Annotated in this window: 16 protein-coding genes; 12 read left to right on the forward strand and 4 right to left on the reverse strand. The window is 40.1% G+C overall.

Features of this window, described 5'->3' with window-relative positions; all coding sequences use genetic code 11:
* Positions 1–46 precede the first annotated feature (46 nt).
* From proS to I6J02_RS14565, 5 genes are all read left to right on the forward strand, one after another.
* Positions 47–1,519 carry a proline--tRNA ligase gene (proS, locus tag I6J02_RS14545; protein ID WP_201678574.1) on the forward strand — a complete coding sequence of 491 codons (1,473 nt, stop codon included), beginning with the start codon at positions 47–49 and terminating at the stop codon, positions 1,517–1,519.
* 49 nt (positions 1,520–1,568) lie between these two features.
* Positions 1,569–2,354, forward strand: a complete 786-nt coding sequence (locus I6J02_RS14550) for a GDP-L-fucose synthase (protein ID WP_201678575.1) — start codon at positions 1,569–1,571, stop codon at positions 2,352–2,354.
* A 31-nt stretch (positions 2,355–2,385) separates the two neighbouring features.
* Positions 2,386–3,531 (forward strand): cystathionine gamma-synthase, encoded by a 1,146-nt coding sequence (locus I6J02_RS14555; RefSeq protein WP_201678576.1) that lies wholly within the window; start codon positions 2,386–2,388, stop codon positions 3,529–3,531.
* Between the two features lie 122 nt (positions 3,532–3,653).
* The gene (locus tag I6J02_RS14560; protein WP_201678577.1) at positions 3,654–4,430 is read left to right on the forward strand and encodes a TIGR02757 family protein; all 777 of its coding nucleotides are present in this window, start codon (positions 3,654–3,656) and stop codon (positions 4,428–4,430) included.
* Positions 4,431–4,649: 219 nt separating this feature from the next.
* Complete coding sequence (locus tag I6J02_RS14565) at positions 4,650–6,011, forward strand: hypothetical protein (RefSeq protein ID WP_201678578.1); 1,362 nt, start codon at positions 4,650–4,652, stop codon at positions 6,009–6,011.
* 136 nt (positions 6,012–6,147) lie between these two features.
* On the opposite strand, the gene gap is transcribed toward I6J02_RS14565, so the two are convergent.
* The 4 genes from gap to I6J02_RS14585 form a co-directional block, all read right to left on the reverse strand.
* Complete coding sequence (gap, locus tag I6J02_RS14570) at positions 6,148–7,164, reverse strand: type I glyceraldehyde-3-phosphate dehydrogenase (protein ID WP_201678579.1); 1,017 nt, start codon at positions 7,162–7,164, stop codon at positions 6,148–6,150.
* A 3-nt stretch (positions 7,165–7,167) separates the two neighbouring features.
* On the reverse strand, positions 7,168–7,779 hold the full coding sequence (locus I6J02_RS14575) for a peroxiredoxin family protein (protein WP_201678580.1): 612 nt from the start codon (positions 7,777–7,779) through the stop codon (positions 7,168–7,170).
* 115 nt (positions 7,780–7,894) lie between these two features.
* Entirely contained in the window at positions 7,895–8,959 is a 1,065-nt protein-coding gene (locus I6J02_RS14580; protein ID WP_201678581.1) for an AI-2E family transporter, read from the reverse strand.
* An 87-nt stretch (positions 8,960–9,046) separates the two neighbouring features.
* The gene (locus tag I6J02_RS14585) at positions 9,047–10,042 is read right to left on the reverse strand and encodes an acyl-ACP desaturase (protein WP_003001415.1); all 996 of its coding nucleotides are present in this window, start codon (positions 10,040–10,042) and stop codon (positions 9,047–9,049) included.
* 190 nt (positions 10,043–10,232) lie between these two features.
* On the opposite strand from I6J02_RS14585, the gene I6J02_RS14590 reads away from it, so the two are divergent.
* The 7 genes from I6J02_RS14590 (at position 10,233) to I6J02_RS14620 (ending at position 21,625) form a co-directional block, all read left to right on the forward strand.
* Complete coding sequence (locus tag I6J02_RS14590) at positions 10,233–11,456, forward strand: cysteine desulfurase (RefSeq protein WP_201678582.1); 1,224 nt, start codon at positions 10,233–10,235, stop codon at positions 11,454–11,456.
* A gap of 13 nt (positions 11,457–11,469) precedes the next feature.
* Positions 11,470–11,889, forward strand: a complete 420-nt coding sequence (locus tag I6J02_RS14595) for a SufE family protein (RefSeq protein ID WP_003001411.1) — start codon at positions 11,470–11,472, stop codon at positions 11,887–11,889.
* Positions 11,890–12,232: 343 nt separating this feature from the next.
* Positions 12,233–15,205: a SusC/RagA family TonB-linked outer membrane protein gene (locus tag I6J02_RS14600; RefSeq protein WP_201678583.1), complete on the forward strand. Its 2,973-nt coding sequence runs from the start codon at positions 12,233–12,235 to the stop codon at positions 15,203–15,205.
* Positions 15,206–15,227: 22 nt separating this feature from the next.
* Complete coding sequence (locus tag I6J02_RS14605) at positions 15,228–16,763, forward strand: RagB/SusD family nutrient uptake outer membrane protein (RefSeq protein WP_236581931.1); 1,536 nt, start codon at positions 15,228–15,230, stop codon at positions 16,761–16,763.
* A gap of 11 nt (positions 16,764–16,774) precedes the next feature.
* Positions 16,775–17,431 carry a fasciclin domain-containing protein gene (locus I6J02_RS14610; RefSeq protein WP_201678585.1) on the forward strand — a complete coding sequence of 219 codons (657 nt, stop codon included), beginning with the start codon at positions 16,775–16,777 and terminating at the stop codon, positions 17,429–17,431.
* Positions 17,432–17,438: 7 nt separating this feature from the next.
* On the forward strand, positions 17,439–18,437 hold the full coding sequence (locus tag I6J02_RS14615; protein WP_201678586.1) for a DUF5007 domain-containing protein: 999 nt from the start codon (positions 17,439–17,441) through the stop codon (positions 18,435–18,437).
* A gap of 17 nt (positions 18,438–18,454) precedes the next feature.
* The gene (locus I6J02_RS14620) at positions 18,455–21,625 is read left to right on the forward strand and encodes a SusC/RagA family TonB-linked outer membrane protein (RefSeq protein WP_236581948.1); all 3,171 of its coding nucleotides are present in this window, start codon (positions 18,455–18,457) and stop codon (positions 21,623–21,625) included.
* Positions 21,626–21,630 lie beyond the last annotated feature (5 nt).

Here is a 21,630-nt window from a genome sequence, read left to right on the forward strand (position 1 = left end):
CGGAAATTAATCCCATAATGTTACAAATTTTTGAAGAAATACATATATGAGTAAAGGAATTACAAGTAGAGCAGAAGATTATTCGCAGTGGTATAATGACCTTGTTATCAAGGCGGATCTGGCCGAATATTCTGCGGTAAGAGGATGTATGGTGATCAAGCCATACGGATATGCCATCTGGGAGCGCATGCAGGCGATTCTGGATAAGATGTTTAAAGATACCGGTCACAGTAATGCTTACTTTCCTTTATTTATCCCCAAGTCTTTCTTTTCTAAGGAAGCTTCTCACGTAGAAGGGTTTGCAACGGAGTGTGCCGTAGTAACACATTACCGCCTGAAGAATGACGGGTCTGGAAATATTATTGTTGATGAGGACGCAAAACTTGAAGAGGAACTGATTGTAAGACCGACTTCGGAAACTATTATATGGAATACATACCGCGGTTGGATAGAATCCTACCGTGATTTGCCGATTCTGGTAAATCAGTGGGCGAATGTTGTGCGTTGGGAAATGCGTACACGTTTGTTTTTGCGTACAGCAGAATTTTTGTGGCAGGAAGGACACACTGCTCATGCTACAAGTCAGGAAGCCATAGAAGAAACGGAAAAAATGTTGGGTGTATATGCTCATTTTGCAGAAAACTATTTAGCTGTTCCGGTAGTAAAAGGTACAAAGACTGAAAACGAACGTTTTGCCGGAGCATTGGATACCTATTGTATTGAGGCGCTAATGCAGGATGGTAAGGCTTTGCAGGCGGGAACTTCTCACTTTTTGGGACAGAACTTTGCTAAAGCCTTTGATGTCAAGTTTACGTCTAAGGAAGGTAAACAGGAACATGTCTGGGCATCTTCATGGGGAGTGTCAACCCGTTTGATGGGTGCACTTATTATGGCGCATTCGGACGATCAGGGATTGGTGTTGCCACCTATGCTGGCACCTATTCAGGTGGTGATCGTTCCCATTTACAGAACGGATGAGGAAAAAGCAAATATCGATGTTTTCGTGGATGGATTAAATGCCGAGCTGAAAGCAAAAAATATTTCTGTTAAATACGATGACCGTGATACACAACGTCCGGGCTTCAAATTTGCAGAATGGGAACTCAAAGGGGTGCCTTTGCGTGTGGCAGTTGGCGCACGTGATATGCAGAATGGTACTGTTGAACTGGCTCGCAGGGATACACAAACTAAAGAAACGGTTTCTCAGGAAGGTTTATCAGGTCTGATCGAAGGCCTGCTGGATACCATTCAACAAAATATTTTCCAGAAAGCATTAACTTTCAGGGATAGTCATATTACTGAAGTGAATTCTTACGAAGAATTTAAAGATGTATTGGAAAACAAAGGCGGATTTATTTCCTGTCATTGGGATGGAACTGTGGAAACTGAAAAACGTGTGAAAGAAGAAACTAAAGCAACTATTCGCTGTGTGCCTTTAGATGCGAAAGAAGAAGAAGGAGTCTGTATATTTACCGGTAAGCCTTCTAACAAGAGAGTTTTATTTGCGAAAGCTTATTAATAAGAATTGATTGAAAACAGGAAGTTTTACTTCTTTAAAATACTGATATATGCGTTACCTGATATTGGGTTGCGGTTGGGTAGGTGAGTATGTCGCCCGATTATGGATTGCTGAAGGGCATGAAGTATGGGCATCTACTACCACATCAGAAAAATACCATCGGCTGTTGCCCGATGGTATTTTTGCTTTTGTACATAATTTTGATGATGACAATCCTATTCCGTATAATTTTCCGGAAAGCTTTGATTACATTCTGGTTAGTGTACCCGCAACTAAGCGACACGGTGAAGATACTCTTGCCAAAAGATTTGATCGGGTATTCGGATTTGTTTCGAAACTGACTTATAGTAAACTTATTTTTCTCAGTTCTGTGGGAATTTATCCGGATGTTTCCGGAAATATGTTTGAGCAGGGGTGGGACAGAAATGAGCTTGATGCAAAGTTGTTAATGGCTGAAGAATCGGTACAGCGGCTTAGCAGGGTGATTGTTTACCGTTTAGGGGGCTTATTTGGCAAAGAGCGGATTTTTGCCAAATATTTCCAGCATAAGGTGTGTACAACCGGGGGGCAGCTTTGCAATTTTGTTCACTTGGAAGATGTAGCTGCACTGATCTGTCTGGGGTTTGCTACTGATCTTAAAAAGGGACTTTATAACGTAGTTACTCCTGCTCATCCTCTGAAACATGATGTTATCTTAGCCTCAGCTCAAAAGTATGGTTTTGCTGTTCCTGAAGCTTTTCGGGATGAAGATTCTTTTCAAAAAAAGGTACACGGATCTTTACTTCAGGATGAACTGAATTATACTTTTAAATTCCCTTCTCCGTTAGATTTTTGATAAATTTACATTTCACTAAACAAACAGAATAATGGCTTATAAATTTGCAACAAAAGCGATTCATGCCGGTCAGCAGGCAGATCCGACAACCGGAGCCGTGATGACCCCTATATATCAGACTTCTACATATCAGCAAGCTTCTCCCGGAGATCATAAAGGTTTTGAGTATTCCCGCGGGACTAATCCTACACGTAAAGCTTTGGAAGACTGTCTGGCAGCGCTGGAAAACGGAAAACACGGTCTGGCTTTTGCCAGCGGCATGGCTGCTACAGACTGTGTGCTGAGACTGTTGAAACCGGGGGATGAAGTGGTGACAGGTGACGATCTGTATGGCGGGTCGTATCGTATATTTACGAAAGTATATGAACAATATGGTATTACTTTCAAATTTGTCAATACTTCTGATGCAGAAGCTGTGCAGGCTGCCATAACGGATAAGACAAAACTGATCTGGGTAGAAACACCAACAAATCCTACTCTGAAGCTGGCAGATATCGAAGCTATCGGTCAGATTGCCAAAGCCGCCAATGCTTTATATGTAGTAGATAATACATTTGCTTCTCCTTATTTACAGAATCCCCTGGATCTGGGAGCAGATATTGTAATGCATTCTGCTACAAAATATATTAACGGACATTCTGATGTTGTCATGGGAGCGCTGATCCTGAATGATGATGAAGTATACAAACAGTTATGGTTTTACTACAATGCCTGTGGAGGTACTCCCGGCCCTCAGGATTCTTTTCTAGCACTTCGTGGTATCAAGACTTTACATCTTCGTATGGAGGCTCATTGTGCTAACGGACGTAAGGTTGCTGAATTCCTGAAAAATCATCCTAAGGTAGAAACAATCTACTGGCCGGGTTTTGAAGATCACCCGGGACATGAGATCGCTAAAAAACAAATGCGGGATTTCGGAGGAATGATTTCTATCGTACTGAAAGGGGCGGATATGCAGGAAACTTTCCGTATTTCTTCCCGCTTCAAGGTGTTTACGCTTGCTGAATCACTGGGAGGAGTAGAATCGCTGATAAATCATCCGGCAACTATGACACATGGCTCTATTCCGAAGGAAGCACGGGAAAAGGTAGGTGTAGTCGATAATCTGCTCCGCCTCTCGGTTGGGATAGAAGATGCTGATGATCTGATTGAAGATCTGAAACAAGCATTGGCTTAATATTATTTTTTTTCAGGGCTGTCTCAAAAGTATCTCTTCATAGCCGATCTGTTTCCCAATCATAGGACAGAAATGTTGTTAGGTAAGAGACTGAATTGGAGACAGCCTTTTTTTACGTGATCATGTCTGATTTTAATATAAAAGAATTTTTGGATCTAAAGGTTGAACAGTATAACCAGCCTGGTTTTATTCCTAATGACCCTATCTGTATTCCTCATTTATTTTCAAGGAAACAGGATATTGAGATCATGGGCTTTTTTGCTTCTATTCTGGCCTGGGGACAGCGTAAGACTATTATTAATAAATGCAGGGAGCTGATTGAGCGCATGGATGGGGCACCTTTTGATTTTATACGGCAGCATGAAGAGACTGACTTGAAACAGTTGCTGGGATTTAAACACCGTACCTTCAACGATACAGACCTATTGTATTTCATCAACTTTTTCAAGTACCATTTTTCAGTGTTTGATTCTCTGGAAGATGCCTTTTTGATTGGACAGGAGCAGGCAAAAGAAGTGTCAGTAGAGAAAGCGCTGAATGCTTTTAAGGCTTATTTCTTCTCGCTTCCGGATTTTCCTTTACGTACAAGAAAACATATCAGTGCTCCTGTACAAAAATCGACTGTAAAGCGTATAAATATGTTTTTGCGCTGGATGGTGCGTCAGGATAATAATGGTGTTGATTTTGGAATCTGGACCCGGATTCATCCAAAGGATCTGATTTGTCCGTGCGATCTTCATGTAGAAAGAGTAGCTCGTAAATTTGGGTTGATTACGCTTGATAAAGTGAATTGGAAAACGGCTCTTGAGCTTACCGACAATCTCCGGTTACTGGACCCTATGGATCCGGTTAAATATGATTTTGCATTGTTTGGACTGGGAGTAGAGAGGGAGATGTAAAAAATCTTAGGGATCCTTATCGCTGTGATATGGAACTCTATCCATTCGGGTAATAAATTCTTTAAGCATATTTAAGCTTTTGGATATTTTTAAAAATCTGTATATTAGCTAAATAGATCTGAATTTCATGTTGAAATGTGAGCATGATCAGTATTCTTAGCTTTATCCTTTTACGGATAATTGTTTAAAACCAAATAACACTAACTATTATTAATATCCATGAGTAGAAAATTGAAACCAGTTTTTAAAGGGGCTTTGTTATTTCTTATTGTAAGTTATGGTATGCATAATTTATATGCTCAACAGGGAAAAGAATTACAGATTACAAACCAAAAATCAACCCTAAAAAAATCAAGTTCTTCTTATTTTTTAGATTACTTTAAACGGAATCTGGAAACGGAAAATCTGGAAAAAATAGAACCTGTTTATTATAATCAAACTATTCCGACGCATCTTTTAAAGTTGGAAAAGGAAACAATCTGGGAACTTTGGAAGGATGCCAATAAGGATAGATTAGCAACGTTTGTTCCTGCGGGCAAGGATGGAACAGAATTTATCTGGAATATTCCACAGGGACAGCGCATGAAAATAAAAACCTTTGTGAAAGGAAATAAACCTGCTTCCGGCTATCCTTTTTTTATAAATCTACACGGAGGCGGAGGATACAGCGAATTATCGGGACCATGGGATTCTGAAACAAACGCTTATGAATGGATGGCTGCCCAAAAACTGGGGAATGCTTATCAGGATAGTCCTGCATATTATTTTGTGCCGCGTATGGCAGATGACAGAATAGGAAGATGGTATTATCAGCCTCAACAAGTTACCTGGCTGAGAGCCTGGCAACTGGCGGTACTTTCAAATGAAATAGACCCGGACAGAACATATATATTGGGGATTTCGGAAGGAGGATACGGAAGTTTTAGAATGGGAACTTTCTATGCAGATTATTTCGCAGGATTAGGACCTATGGCCGGTCCGGAAACTAAAGAAGCAGCTCCGATCGAGAATTTAAGAAATACATCCGTTCGCATTGAAGTAGGAGAGTTTGATCGCGGATTCGGTCGTAATGAAATGGGAATTTCCTGGAAGAACAGGCTTGATAGTGCTGCTTTGGCTAACCCGGGTTATTTTAACCATGTCGTGACCATTCAACCTGGTAAGGGGCATGGTATCAACTATTATGATGTGACTCCCTGGTTGATCAAACAAAGCAAAAGAGTCACTTATCCTGATGTATTGTCATTTATGTATTATGATACCGACGGTGCTTACAGAAAAGGTTTTGGGTATGTGAGACTGGATGGTCTGAGTAAAGAGGGAGGAAGGAAATCTTTTAAAATTGAAAAAAACGGAAACAACTATGATATCACTACAAAAGAAGTGAAAGGTACCGTTTCCGGACAAATTGATCTTTATGTGGATAAAGTAGATTTTACTAAACCAGTAAAAGTCAGGCTTAACGGAAAAGAGGTCTTCAATGGGAAAGTTAAAAATAATTTTGCTGTAGTGGTGGAGAGTATAGCCCTGTTTGGTGATCCGGGACGTATTTATGCGGCCAAAGTAGAATTGAATATTTAGGAATGCAACCTGCACCGGACCCAGGATTTAATGCAAATCTAAGGGGCGGATCTTGTCAACTCTTTAACTGAAATCTTGTACCAATAGAAGATAGGGAGGTGTAGGTGTAAATTTGAAAACAACTGCTATAGGTTTATTATCCTGCAGCAGTTGTTGAGTCTATTTTTAACAACAGATCGACGAGTCTGTTGGAATATCCGAATTCATTATCGTACCAGCCGACTACTTTCACCAATCCGCCAACAATGGAGGTCAGTTGTGAATCAAAGACACATGAATAGGGATTGTTTATAATATCTACGGATACGATAGGATCCTCGGTATAATACAATACTTCTTTTAATGAGCCATTTGCAGCAGCTTGAAACTTTGCATTGATTTCTTCGACTGTAGTCTGTTTTTTTAGTGTACAGGTGAAGTCTGTGAGGGATCCGTTTAATACCGGAACCCGTATTCCTGCACCTCCGAGGCGGCCTTCTAAATGTGGAAATACATTGGTGATGGCTTTGGCAGCACCGGTACTTGTTGGTATTATGGATGAAGAGGCTGCACGTGCACGACGTAAGTCACGATGAGGAGCATCATGGAGATTCTGATCACCGGTCATAGAATGTACGGTCGTAATATATCCGTCTTCAATCCCCCAGTTTTCGTCCAGAATTTTTACCAATGGCGCCACATTATTCGTTGTACAGGAGGCATTGGAGAGTATGGGAGCTGATAAGTCGAATGACTGATCATTGATGCCCAAAACTATAGTAGGAATTTCTTTGTCTGATGAAGGAGCAGATATAATAACTTTCTTTGCTCCGGCTTTCAGGTGTAAAGCTGCCTGCTCTCCGGAGGTAAAATGTCCTGTAGATTCAATAACGATATCAATTGCAAGTGCTCCCCAGGGAAGCAGCTCCGGATTTTTTTCTTTGCTGACCTTTATCTGTTGTCCGTTTATAAACAGATGATTTTCATCATACGTAACGGTACCTTGAAAAGGACCATGTACCGAATCATATTTGAAAAGATGTGCTAGCGTTTTGGTGTCTGTCAGGTCATTAATAGCAACCACGCACAATTGTTTCCCAGCATTTCTAAGCAGAATGTTTCGAAGTGTATGCCGTCCTATCCTTCCAAATCCATTGATCGCAATATTGATCATGCGTTATTTTGTGTAAGCTGCAATAATCTCGTTAATGTTTTTGTCGCCTTCCCAATGTTCTTTAAGCTGTCCGTCCGGACCGTATATATAATTAGCCGGGAATTGCGAAGGAACATGGAATTTTTGGATAAACTCCTGATTACGGTCATAAAGTAGCTCTACGTTTGATTTACCGTTTAATTTTGGTCCGAATGTATCAAAAAATGAAGCCATTAAAGCAGGGTCATTCATAGAAACGAAGTAAACGTTTACCCCTTTTATTTTGTCGTAATTATCGGAAAGCGCAGTTGCTTCATGCTGGCAGTGACTGCATCCCGGATCAAAAAGAACGAATACGGAGTTTTTATCTTTTGCAAGATCTGCTTTTCCAAAGCTGATACCAGATTTCAGTTTGTAAAATGTGAAATCTGCAGGTAATACTTTTGCGATTTCTTTTGTCATCGGTGGAGCAGCCTGAGCGGGAGTATGTGCTTCCTGCCCGGCATGTGGGTCTGCTGAAGGTGCAGCTTCCTGCTCAGAGGATGTCTGTGTGGCTTGTTTGTTTTCTGAATTGCAAGAGAAAAGCAGAGTTGCTGTAAGCATACTCATCGCTCCTAAAACTAACTTCTTATTCATATGGATATTGCTCTTAATGATATTATGGCTTCAAAACTATGAAAAAAATATAAGTTTAAAGGTAAGAATACTGTTATATGACAGTAGGCTGTTCTTTTCAAAAATGGTATTTGTTTCAGGGCTGCGTTTTGTCTTCTGAGGCATCAGGTATCCCACTGTTGGAGCGCCCGTATTCATTGCTGTAGACCTTGAGTAATACACCTACAGAGGAGAGAATAAGGGGGCCGAAAATAACACCCAGCATTCCAAAAAGTTTCAATCCGAGCAATACTCCGAATACTGTGATCAACGGAGGGACATCTCCCAATTTTTTGAGGATCGTAAAGCGAAGCACGTTGTCAATACCACCAATCACAATAAATCCGTACAGCAATAGTCCTATACCATTGCCAATCTGACCATTGGCAAACAGGAATATAGACAGTGGTACATATACGGTCATTGTTCCCAATACCGGAATTATGGTTGATACAGCTGTCATTCCTCCCCAAAGAATAGGATTGTCAACACCCAGAAACCAATATCCTATCATAGCTACAAAGCCCTGACAGAGTGCCAGTATGGGAATTCCAATGGCATTTGATCGGACCATCATATTGACCTCCGTCCACAGTTCATTTTTACTTTGTGGTGAAAAGGGGATAGCATGATATATAGTTGATTCCATCCGTTTGGAGTGCACCAGCATAAAGTACAGTACAAATAAAGATACCAGAAGGTTAACACCTACTTCAGCGATAGAATTGAGAATACTCGGAAGGTAGCGGGTAAGTTTTTGTAATACATTCAGCAAAGCTTCTTCAGAGAGGTCAACATTTTTTAGTAAAGGTACAGTTGCTATATAATCTTTTATTGAATTGAAATTTTTGATAATATCATTTTTATCGCCAACAAGATTTGTCATCTCCGGTGTGATGTAGTTTATAATTCCCCAGGTCGGAAAGACAATAAACACAACTGTAAGAAGTACCATGAGCAGGCTGACGAGCGATTTGTTCCATTTTCGCTGTTCTGTCATTTTGAAATAGGCATTTCTAAAGAGAATATATAAGGTAATGGCGCCCAGAAATCCAGGGAGATAGTAAGATAGATTGGTGAAGATAAGTATGCAGATCAGGATGATTATAATAATCAGCATGATCTGATTGATAGAATTGTTATGTATTTGCTTGTATTTCATCCTGAGATCCGGTTTATTTTTTAATAAATATCATAAAATAGTTTAACAAATAAAAAAAGCGCTAAATTATTAGCGCTTTTTTAAGTTTTATCCGTAAATCCATTTGAATTTATATTCTTTTAACGGTGTTTTCATGCGGTCTGCCAATCGGAGCAGGCGATCCGGCAATTTAAGCAGATAATCTCTTGCTTTTTCTGCCTGTTCATTCAGTCCGGTCAGTTTATCAATATTCCAGTCTGTATTTAATTCTTTCAGGATATCTACATAATCTATTGCGGTATATACACCTAGACGTTGTGCAGCATCAGAGAAGTGTGCAAAAGCCTCTCCCTGAGGTTCTCCGGATTCTCTCAAAAACTGAGCGGGCATAACGATCTTTTTCCGCATCATATCTTCAAATGCCAGAATCACTTCACTTGCATCTACCACAAGTGCCTGAGAAATAAAAGACATGTATGCTTTAGCATGTCTGGCTTCATCTGAAGCAATGACCCCACACATTTTTGCCAGAAGTTTATCTCCGTGTTTTTTTGCCAAACCGGCTACTCTGCGGTGCGATACGTTAGTTGCTATTTCCTGAAAGGAGGTATAAATAAAGTTACGGTAGGGATCTCTTCCTGTACCGATATCAAATCCATCCTGTATAAGGTATTGAGCCGAACGCTCAAATTCTTTCATGTTCACCCGTCCGGTAAGGTAAAGATATTTATTCAACAGATCTCCGTGGCGGTTTTCTTCGGCAGTCCATGCACGCACCCATTTCATCCATCCTCCCTGCTCATTTTTTTCCACATCATCCACCATAGTCAACCATGATTCGTAGGTAGGAAGAGCTTCTTCAGTAAGGGTGTCGCCGATAAGCACTGCAACTAAATCATAAGAAAGTTCTTTGGCACTTTCCTGCAAGTCTCTTACCTCTTCAAAGAATGTATCTCTGGAAGCATCAGGCAAAAAATCTGCCGGTTGCCACATTTCTTCAACAGGCTTTAAATATTCGCTCATCTCATTCAGCATGAACGGCTCCAAATAAGTCATGACCTCTTTACGGGATCCTTCTGGTATTTGTTGGTTTAATTCTTGCATAGCATACAAAGGTAACTAAATAATGATTAATTGTATTTTAATAATTTCATAATTTGATTGGAAAGTGATGCAAATCATATTGTTTTGAAGAACGTTAATTCTATCAAATTTTCAAAAGAATACAGTGTGCTGACGTATTTTTTGTCCAAATACTATTAACTTTGTCTACTTTAATAAACGTGTATACATTTTGAAAAATTTCAATATATCCCAAATCAGGGCCGATTTTCCGATTCTTTCCAGATCAGTAAACGGCAAACCTCTGGTGTACCTGGATAATGGGGCTACCACACAAAAACCTCAGCAGGTTATCGATGCTATTGTTCGGTATTATACGGATATGAATAGTAATGTGCACCGTGGGGTACATTTCCTGAGTCAGATCTCTACAGATGCCTTTGAAGTAACACGCCGTAAGGTACAGCGTTTTATTCATGCGGCTCACGAACATGAGATTATTATTACAACCGGTACTACTCATGCTATTAATATTGTAGCAACCTGCTTTGGTAAAGCTAATATCAGGAAGGATGACGAGATCATGATATCTGCAATGGAGCACCACTCTAATATTGTGCCCTGGCAGATGTTATGCGATGAAGTAGGCGCAAAATTGAAAGTTATTCCTATGAATGAAAAAGGCGAGCTGGAGATGGATGCTTATCGTGCACTTTTTTCTGAAAAAACTAAAATCGTATCCTTAACTTATGTGTCAAATGCATTGGGAACGATCAATCCGGTGAAAGAACTGATACAGATTGCTCATGAGCATGGTGTGCCAGTGCTGGTTGATGCCGCACAGGCGATTCAGCATCTGCCCGTAGATGTACAGGAGCTGGATGTAGATTTTCTGGTTTTCTCCGGTCATAAAATGTACGGTCCTACCGGAGTAGGTGTACTGTATGGCAAAGAAGATTTGTTAAATGCTATGCCTCCATATCAGGGAGGAGGAGATATGATTAAAGAAGTCACCTTCGAAAAAACGACCTTTAATGAACTGCCTTTCAAATTTGAAGCAGGTACACCTAATATTGAAGCGGGTATCTGTCTGGGTGATGCAATAGATTATATTGAATCTGTCGGACTCGATCAAATTGCTAAATACGAAGAGGAGTTGCTTACTTATGCAACAGAACGGATGTCTGCGATTCCGGGAATGAGAATTATCGGTACTGCGGATCATAAGTCCTCTGTACTATCATTTGTAATAGATGGTGTGCACCCTTACGATGTAGGTGTGATTCTGGACAAACTGGGAATAGCTGTTCGTACGGGACATCACTGTGCACAACCTGTTATGGATCAGTTTGGGATCCCGGGAACAGTACGTGCCTCTTTTGCATTTTATAATACAAAAGAAGAAGTGGATCAGCTGGTAGCGGGAGTAGAGCGAGCAGTAAGTATGCTCGTCTAAATTAGGTAAAAATATGACAATCAACGAGATACAAGACGAGCTCATAGAAGATTTTTCATTCTTTGAGGATTGGATGCAGAAATACGAATATATTATTCAACTGGGCAAAGAACTCCCTTTGGTAGACGAACAATATAAGACGGAAGATTATACTATTAAAGGCTGTCAGTCTAAAGTCTGGTTACATCCGGATATGGAAGACGGCAAGATTATTTTTAAGGCGGACAGTGATGCTGTTATCACAAAAGGACTGGTCAGTCTGATGGTGAAAGTACTGTCAGGACATACTCCAAAAGAGATCGTGGAGTCGGATCTTTATTTCATTGATCGTATCGGTTTACGGGAGCATTTGTCTCCGACACGTGCCAATGGATTACTTTCCATGGTGAAACAGATGAAACTTTATGCGGTAGCACTGCATGCAAAAAATTAACTAAGGCTATCATTTATAGAAAAAGGAGGTTTCGTTATTCGCAACCTCTTTTTTTTGCTCCTTTCAATTTCTTTTATGTTTAATTTATAAACAATAAAAATATTACATGTTCATTTTATGTAAATAAAAGTGTGTTGTAAACACGAAAACGTTATAGTTAGTTACGCAAACGGTTGTGTTTTTGTGACATTCTTCGGTGTCATTCTATAGTTATAATATTGCCCTACCAATTAATTAACATAGAACTAACAAGGCTATAAACCTGATGAAGAGAAAAGCCATTATAAACCTTGAAGTCTCTAAGTTTTTTTAGGTAAAAGTGTTCATCTTTTAAATCCGTTAAATGAAAAAATTATACGTTGTTGCTACGGTTTTTTCTCTTATTGGTGGATGTTTGACGGGGATCGTTTCAGCTTCTCCGGGAACTAAGGCATCAAGTAAGAGAGTTACTGGTTTTGGGATAACCAATTTTTCCAAAGGGCTGGTTGATACCACGCAAGTTGACTCAGTACTCATTTATGACCTGAGTGCGACCAAGCCTTATCTGGGAAAGGACAGTCTCGCTATGGAAGCTGCCAGATTAAGACCTTTTGTATCTGTTCAACAGATGCTAAAGGGAAATATTGCGGGACTGTATATTCAGGAATCTTCCGGCGAACCCGGAACGATCAAGCAGGGGGTAACTGTGAGAGGTATTTCTACACCTGTATTACATGCGACAGATTTCAATAAGAATAAGCCGCTGATTGTTGTGAATGGTATTCCGCTGACAGAGGATCCTGCAATTGTGTATGATATCCAAAATTATACAATACAACCTGTCGGAGCTGCAACAAATATTAATACCGTACTGGATCCGGATAATATCGAATCTATTTATGTATTGAAAGATTACAGTACTGCGGCGATTTACGGACCAAGAGCGGCGAATGGTGTAATTTATATAACAACCAAAAATGCATCAGCAGGGGAGAGACGTATCAATGTTAACGGAAACTTCGGATTTGCAACTCCTTCAAGCGTCTCTACGATAAACGGGGAATTTGAAAAGAATTTCCGAAAACCATTTTATGACCGCTATGCAGATATCCTGCAGCAGGCTTCATATCCTGCTTATCTGAGTGATTCTTCCAATGTCAATTATTACGGTCCTTCTAACTGGACAGATCTGTATTATAAAACTTCTCCGATTTATTCACTCAACGGTAGTCTGGTCGGTGGAGGAAATCGTTCTAACTTCCGATTTTTCGCAGGACATACTTCAGATGCAGGAGCAGCTGATGCTGCGAAGTTTAAAAGATATCAGGGGGCATTCTATATTAATATGATTCCTCTGCCATGGTTGACCATTTCCAGTATGATACATGCCACACGCCTGGATCGCGATCGTAATAAATCGATCATCGAAAGGTTTGGTGAGACACGCTATGTGCCGGATCTGAGTACGCCAATCTCTCCCAATAAAGATATGTACGGCTTGTATCTGAAGGAGTATGATAAGACTATTGATGAGAATTTCAATAACAGTATTATCGGATACTTCTCGCTGAATTTTGCCATTCTGAAGAATCTTAGTTTCTCTCCGAAGTTAATGATGGATTACAATGAGAATACAAGAAATGTATTCTGGCCTTCAACGCTGATGTCTGGGAATAATTATGTATCCAATTACTTCGGTTACAATGAGCGGATGGTATTTGATAATACGCTGAACTATTTTTATGATGTGAATGATAAGGATCGTTTCAGTTTTACAGGAGGATTTAATTATCAGGCTGATGCCCAAAAATACAATTATGCTCAGGGATACAGAGGACCGAACGATTTTATTAAAGTAAACGTTGTCGAAGGAAATTCGCAGTATGCTAATTATCTGCAGTCTATAGGTTTTATTCCATACTATTATTCAGACAAGATCCAGCACAGGCTTGCTTCATTTTACGGAAAACTGAACTATACCCGCAAAGACGAATGGAATATCGGAGCATTGATCCGGAATGATGGCTCATCTGCTGTACAACCTTCTGAACGTTGGTTTCTATCGTATGCAGTCAATGCGGATTATAATCTGAATCACGTTATAAAATCTGACTTCTTCGATTACTTTAAAGTATTAGCTTCCTATGGACGCCTTGGAAATATTCCGACCACAGACCGGGATGCGGCAGGACCTCAGTATGCGTCTGAACTGGGTTGGGATGGAAATAAAGCAGTGTTTTCATATAATGGATTAGGAACATTAAGCCGTCCGTATCAGTCAGGTTGGGTAGGCTATGATCTGCCATGGTCCTATACAGAAATGTTGAATGTAGGACTTGATGTTTCTCTTTTGAAAAATATGCTTACAGCCCGGGTAGATTTTTATAACAAAGATAATAAGGACGCTATCTTTAACGTGCCTATCGTGGCGGAGTCCGGATATCAGTTTGAGCGCAAAAGCGGAATGGTTGTCAATAACAAAGGAATGGATCTGACACTGAATTTTAATCTTCCTGCTAAAAACGATTTTTCATGGAACAGTTCCTTTAATATCTCTTATAATAATAATAAGCTGAAAGCCTTGCCAAACGGTCTTCCGGAAATTGAAATCGGAACCCGAAAACTGGCTGTAGGGGAGCGTATCGATCATTTTTGGTTATTGCAGAACCGGGGAATTTTCAATAATGATCTGGACGTACCGGTGAATCCGTCTACTTATAAAATCCTGACTTATAATGGTACCGATATGAAAGGCGGGGATCCAAGATGGATAGATATAAACGGAGATTATGATATTAATAATAAGGATCGCCAGTTAATGGGTAATATTTTTCCTAAATACACCGGAGGATTCTATAATCAATTCAAATACAAGTCTTTTGATATAAGTGCATTTCTTTATTTCAATCTGAAAAAAGATATCCTCAATTCTCAGGCGGCGAGCTATTATGATTTTGCCAATCAGGATGAATCCAACGCTATAGGAGCGGTCAGAGATATAACATTCTGGGAGAAAAATTTTGATGATAAAGCATATCCTCTATATAATCCCTGGTCTCCGGTATCGCCTTATCAGGCAGAGCAGGATATGTTTCTGGAGGACGGTTCCTTCCTGAAACTGAGAAATCTCACAGTGGGATATGATATGACTAAACTGATGAACCGCAGCAAGGATAGATTTACAAAATTTTATGTGTACGTGAGCGGAAGCAATCTGTGGACACTCACAAAGTATACAGGAAGAGATCCTGAGTTAGTAGATTTTTATGGATATGATACGGGGTTAGGTCTGCGGATTCCGAAGACGTTCATATTGGGTGTTAAAATGGACTTGTAATCATTGGGTTATGTTAAGAAAAATGAAAATTAAATATTCTAAAAAGCGTTTTCTGACCACATGTATGTTGGGTGCAGTAATGACCATCGTAAGTGTTGGTTGTAATAAAATGCTGGATATCGAGTCTCAACATATTGTTGATGAAGAGAATAAGTGGAAAGATATTAATGATGCACGAGGGTCGATGCTGGGTGTATATGGCTTACTGCGCAGCGCTTTGGCAGAGAACAATTCACAGTGGATGTATGGAGAGTTGAGAAATGGAGATTTTACTTCATTAGGCAAACGCGATCTGCAGGTGATTATTAACGGTGAATTGAATTCATCTTATGCTTTAGTTCAGAAACTGAGTAACTGGCGTAAATTTTATGCTGTTATCAATGCTGCCAATCTGTTTATAGAAAAATCTCCGGAGATCATTAACAACGATAAGCAATACACAGCCTTAAACAATAAAATTGATGTTGCACAGATGCGTGTTATAAAAGGGTTCTGTTATTACTTACTGGCACGGACCTGGGGCGATGTGCCGATCTGGGATAAGTCATATGAAGGCAGTTTTCCAAAGGTAAAGCAATCGACGGAGAAGGAAGTATTGGCATATGCCGAGAAAGAACTGAAAGCCGCTGCAGAAATTCTTCCTTTTCAATATGGTTCACGATTCGATGAGATCTATCCAACTGAAAAATATATGGGCTTTGATCAGACCAAATGGAATGGTGTCTTGTTCAATAGAGTATCTGCGAATGCTATTCTTGCACATGTGGCTGCCTGGAGTGGCAACTATCTGGAAGCTTCAGTATATGCCGATTATGTATTGAAAAATGCAAATAAAGCAGGTGCTGCGTATGTGGAATCTTCTTTTTTAACATCTGAAAAAGGATTTTTCAGCAATTCTAACTCTTCTCAATTAGTCGCCTTGCCTTTTTCATGGACGGCAAGTGAGGCTTCATTTGAAGGGCATTTAGAACAACTTACGTTGGCTACGCCATTAGTTTCTAAACCTGTTGCGGATATTTATATACCTGCAGACCAAATCATCCAGATTTTTCACGAAGCAGGGGATGTACGTTTCAGCATCAATAGTGCGGGAACGGTACAGACAACTTATTTTACAGATTTCGGAGGAGTGAGACCTGTATTCAGTAAAATCAAAGTGATCCGCGAAGGGGTTTCCGGAACGGATGGTTCCCTTCCGCTATTCAGTTCGGCTATTGTATTTACACGTATGGAAGAGATTGCTCTTCTTCGTGCAGAAGCCCTGGCTGTACTGGGACAGCGTGAACTGGCTAAAAATATACTGGATCAGATAAGAAAGAGCCGTGGTCTTTCGGAGTCTTCTTCTGCTACCGATCTGATAGATGAAATTTTTGCCGAACGTCGTCGCGAACTATTGGGCGAGGGATGGAGATGGTACGATCTGGTTCGCTACAAAAAGATAAAAAGAAACGATGCAGCCTTTAATATCCTTATCGATCAAAAAGGAATTTTCTGGCCGATTGCATCTGAAGTATTATCAAATAATTCTGAATTAGTACAAAATCCTTATTGGAAATAACCTCCTGAATTATGAAACAACAATCTATACTATTCGTCATTATGCTACTTGTCACTGCTTCCTTATGGAGCTGTGCCAAGACAGATGGCTATTATGACTATGAAAATAAGGAGAATATCTTCACAGGAAATACGATTGAATATTTTCAGTCTAAACCTCAGGTGTATGATTCTTTATTGACTGTGCTGAATAAATTTCCGGCATTAAGAGATTCTATTGCAACGACGGCAACCACCATTTTTGCACCGACCAATTCTTCTTTCCACTCTGCTATCACCAATCTTAATCTGGTTAGGAAAACACAAAATAAACCTTTGTTATATATCCGTGATCTGGATCCTGTACAATTGGATACCCTGATCAGCAAGTATATTTCCAAAGATCTGGTGACTACTGATTCTATGCTTTTCGTAGACGGGCTTTTTATCAATGCCCGATACAATCAGGATATGCATGCTCAACGGATTAAACAAGAGTCTTCAGGATTTGTAGGAGGTGGATTGGTAACAGTGTATTACAGTGATACCAAAGGTTCCAATTTTCAGAGCCAGTGGACCCGCACAACAACGCAAGCTGTAAATATCAAGACTTCAAATGGAGTAGTTCATATTCTGAATAACGGACATGAGTTTGGTTTTGGTGAATTCCTGACACGTTTTAATAAGTAATCAAATTATGAAGAGAATATATATCAATTCAATTGCGATAGTCATTTTGTCTGCTATTGTGTGTATTGGATGTAAGAAAAATTTTCCTGAAGATCTGGATGCTTTCAGTCTGGATATGAATTTTACAAGTACCGAATATAAGCCGGTATTAGGCAGAACAACCTATTTCTCGGGCAACTTTAACCCTGGGCAGACTACTTTGCCTCTTACGTTCCGCATTTCTGCAGTACGTACACATGAAGGTAAAGCGGCTCCTGAATTGCAAAAATTATTTCCGGTTTCTGTGTGGAAAGACCGCTATACCGGAGAGGAAACATCGCTGGAGCAAATCAATGCTAAACGGGAAACGGTAATGCGTCCGCTATGGGAGATCGGAGAACACTCCGGTAATTTTATTATGCACTCTTATGCTAATTCGAATATCCTGAAAACATTTCCGGATTCAGGTTACCTGTTTGATGTAGAGGTAAGCAGCAACGGCGGAAAGCGTTTTTTCAGAGATTTGAAATTAATGCCGGAAATGGAGCGCTCTTATGAGCCTTATAATGACAACGGATCTGTATCTCCTATGATGACAATCGGTGTGAGAGGCGACTCTACCCGTACGCTGATGGCGGGTTCGGATATCAAAGTATGGTTTAATAAAGTGGGGGAAGGAAATTCACTAACCTTTAAATTTCTTGATCCGGATCTTAAACCAATCAAGCTTTCCAAGTTTAATACGACGAAATGGGAGGAACTGGTACACGGTTTCAATATGACATTTGCATCAGATTCTTCTTCTGTTCGCTATGATGTTGCCTACCCGATTCCTCTGGTTCCGACGATCAATACTAAATATAACAACGGAGCTCTTGCACGATCTATGTTCAGTTATACCAGAACAGCCTTTGGAGGTATGCGTGAAATATCAATTATCGGGATGAACTATACTATACTGGAAAAAGGAGATTGGGAAATGATTTATTATTTCTCCAATGAGGCTCCATTATTTGATAACGATTAACAGCCATGCGTATTATTATGAAAAGATTTATACTATTAAGTTTGATTTTTATGTTATCCGGGCTGCTGTATGGACAACAGACAATATCAGTTTCGGGATTTGTCCAGGATCAGAGTTCGCGTATCGGAATGGGGGATGTAACCATACGCTCTACCAAATTGAAACGTGCACTGGGGTCTACGGACAGAAAAGGACTTTTTAAGATCCAGGCACCTGTAGATGATATTTTAATTTTTACCAGTACAGGTTTCAAAACTGTCACAGAAAATCTGGCCGGAAAGAAAGCTTTTGTTTTTACTATTTACATGGAAAAGCAAGAGAATGAATTGGATGAAGTAGTGGTACAAGGTTATCAGCAACGTAAGCGTGAAACCCTTACAGGTGCATCTGTGACTATATCCGGTAAAGATCTGCAAGATAATCCGGTATCTAACGTGACAGAGTTACTTCAGGGTAAGGTTGCGGGTATGAACGTACAGATGACGACAGGACAGCCGGGAGTCAGAGCCTCCGTACTGATCCGTGGTCTGAATAGTATTTCATCCACAGGAACTGGATCGGATGCATTCCTTACACCTACTTCTCCGCTTTATATCGTGGATGGTGTGCCTGTAGATGATAACACTGATTTTCAATATGGATTCAACAGCGGAGGTACTGGTATCAGTCCGATTTCGTTGATTCCACCAGAAGATATCGAATCGATGGATATTCTGAAAGATGCTGCTGCTACAGCGTTGTACGGTTCCAGAGGTGCATATGGGGTTATCCGTATTACCACCAAAAGAGGACGCTCCAAAATTCCGATTATTCAATATACAACAAACCAGTTTTTCAGTGTTCCTCCGCAGTTAAGATCTGTATTGGGAGGTAAAGATGAACGTCTAATCCGTATCAATCAGGTGTTGGAAAATGACGTGGATTATTATACCGGAAGGGATAAAATCTATGACAATCAGATTCTTTCGGATAGTTTGAACCCATATTTCAATAACTCCACCAACTGGCAGAAAGTATTTTACAAGCCTACTTATAACCAGACGCATAATGTGAATGCTTCAGGAGGGGATGAGAACTTCAATTATAAGATCAATGGTCAGTATTACAATGAAAAGGGTATTATTCAGAATACAGGATTCAGTCGCTATACCTTAAGTATGAACTCTGAGTACAGACAATCTGATCGTTTCAGACTCTTTGTAAATATGTCCGGTAATATTGGAGAGCAACAGACCGGAAGTGGAAACTCTGTGACACAAGGTGGTGTGGCGAAAGCTTCTTCAGCTTCTTCATTGCTGCCCGCGCCTAGTTCTTCTATTGTAGGAGGAGGATTGGTATCTGCACTGGAAGGACGAAATGATAACCGGACTACAGATGTCAAGGCGAATGTGGATCTGGAATACGAAGTTTTCAAAGGCATGAGAGCTAAGAACTCTTTCAGTTATAACTATATCACGTATCGTACGGATAATTTTACTCCAGCTATTGCTAATAATAATATCTCTCAGAATTATAACTACGATGCACAGCGTAACTCGATGTATAATCTCTTTCAATTGTCTTACCTGAAAGCTTTCGGTGCAGAAGAGAAACACCTCATCAATACCTATGTGTTTAATGAGTTGAATCTTAACAGTTTCAAAGCTAAGGCACAACGGAAATCCGGGTATCCCAACGATCAGCTGGAAGGCCCTTTTGGATTTGATGCCGGTAGTGCTGTGGGTGGTGTGCTGAACAATCTGGCAGATGTACGCTCGGCGGGTTTTGCAGGAGCATTCAGTTATCAGTATGATTCCAAATATATTATCGACTTTACTTACCGTCTGGATAAATCTTCCTCTGTAGGTCCGGATGTACCATGGGTCAAGAATCCATCAATCTCCGCTCGCTGGAATATGGCGAAGGAACCTTTTATGGATGTTTTTACAGACAAGTGGTTAGACTATCTTTCATTCAGAGGAGGATGGGGTAAGAATATTACACCTACGGGAACTGTATTTGATGCAAACGGAAGATACATTTTCACAGGAGCTTTCAACAATAATCCTACTATCGGTTTCAACTGGAATCAGATGCCCAATAGTAAGTTAGTTCCTTCTACCACTACTTCTTCAAGTTTGGCGATAGAAGCTGGATTCCTGAAAAACAGAATCACCACGATCCAGGAGTTCTATTACAAACAGGTAGACGATCAGTTATGGTCCAGAAATCTGGCCGATCATAATGGTTTTACATCTTTACAATCTAATGAAGTCAGTTTTGTAAACTACGGATATGAGTTCACGTTCATGTTCAGACCTTTATCAAATCAAAGTAAAGTGAACTGGAGTATCAGTCTCAATGGAGCAATCAATAATGAAGTATTGACCCGTCTGCCTGATAATAGCCGTGAATATCTGAAGTATGATGCAAATAATAAACTTCATACGCTTTACCGTCTGGGTCGCAATACGATGTCACATGTATTGTTTGATTACCGAGGAACATTTGCTACAGATGCTGCGGTACCGGTCAATCCGGCTACGGGTGAACCTTATAAAATGATCAAAGACGGAGCTGTTTATTATTTCCAGGCCGGAGATCCATACTGGACTGATCTTAACGGTGATTATATTCTGGATGAGAATGATTTGGTGACGGTCGGAAATTCACAACCAAAGGTCATCGGAGGTTTGTCCACATTCGCACAGTATAAAGGAATCAGCTTGTCTATCAATACCTCTTTTACTTTGAAGCGTGATATCATTAATGAAGCTCTGGCAAATCAGATGAACTCTTATGGTAACCCGTTGATGGGAGGTACAAATGGTATTGAAAAATCAACTTTACTACCTCTTGAAAAATATAATTTCTGGCTTAATAACGGTGATATAAGTGCGTATCCGAATCCGTATGGATTTACACGTCAGGGAATTATTACTCCGTTTCGTGCTAATCAGACTTTATTTATGGAGGACGGATCTTACTGGAAGATTAATAGTGTGACACTTTCCTATACGTTCCCGAGAGAAAAAACACAACGTTATAAAATATCCTCTCTGCGGGTGTACGGAACAGCAAATAACGTATACACTTTTAGTAATTATTCAGGACCCAACCCGGAGAACGTGACGGATATGGGCTATGACAGAACAGACGGTTACCCGAATAAAAGAACATATACGCTGGGATTAAATGTACAGTTTTAAGATGA

It is taken from the genome of Sphingobacterium spiritivorum, assembly GCF_016725325.1.
In the GTDB taxonomy this organism is placed as follows: Bacteria; Bacteroidota; Bacteroidia; order Sphingobacteriales; family Sphingobacteriaceae; genus Sphingobacterium.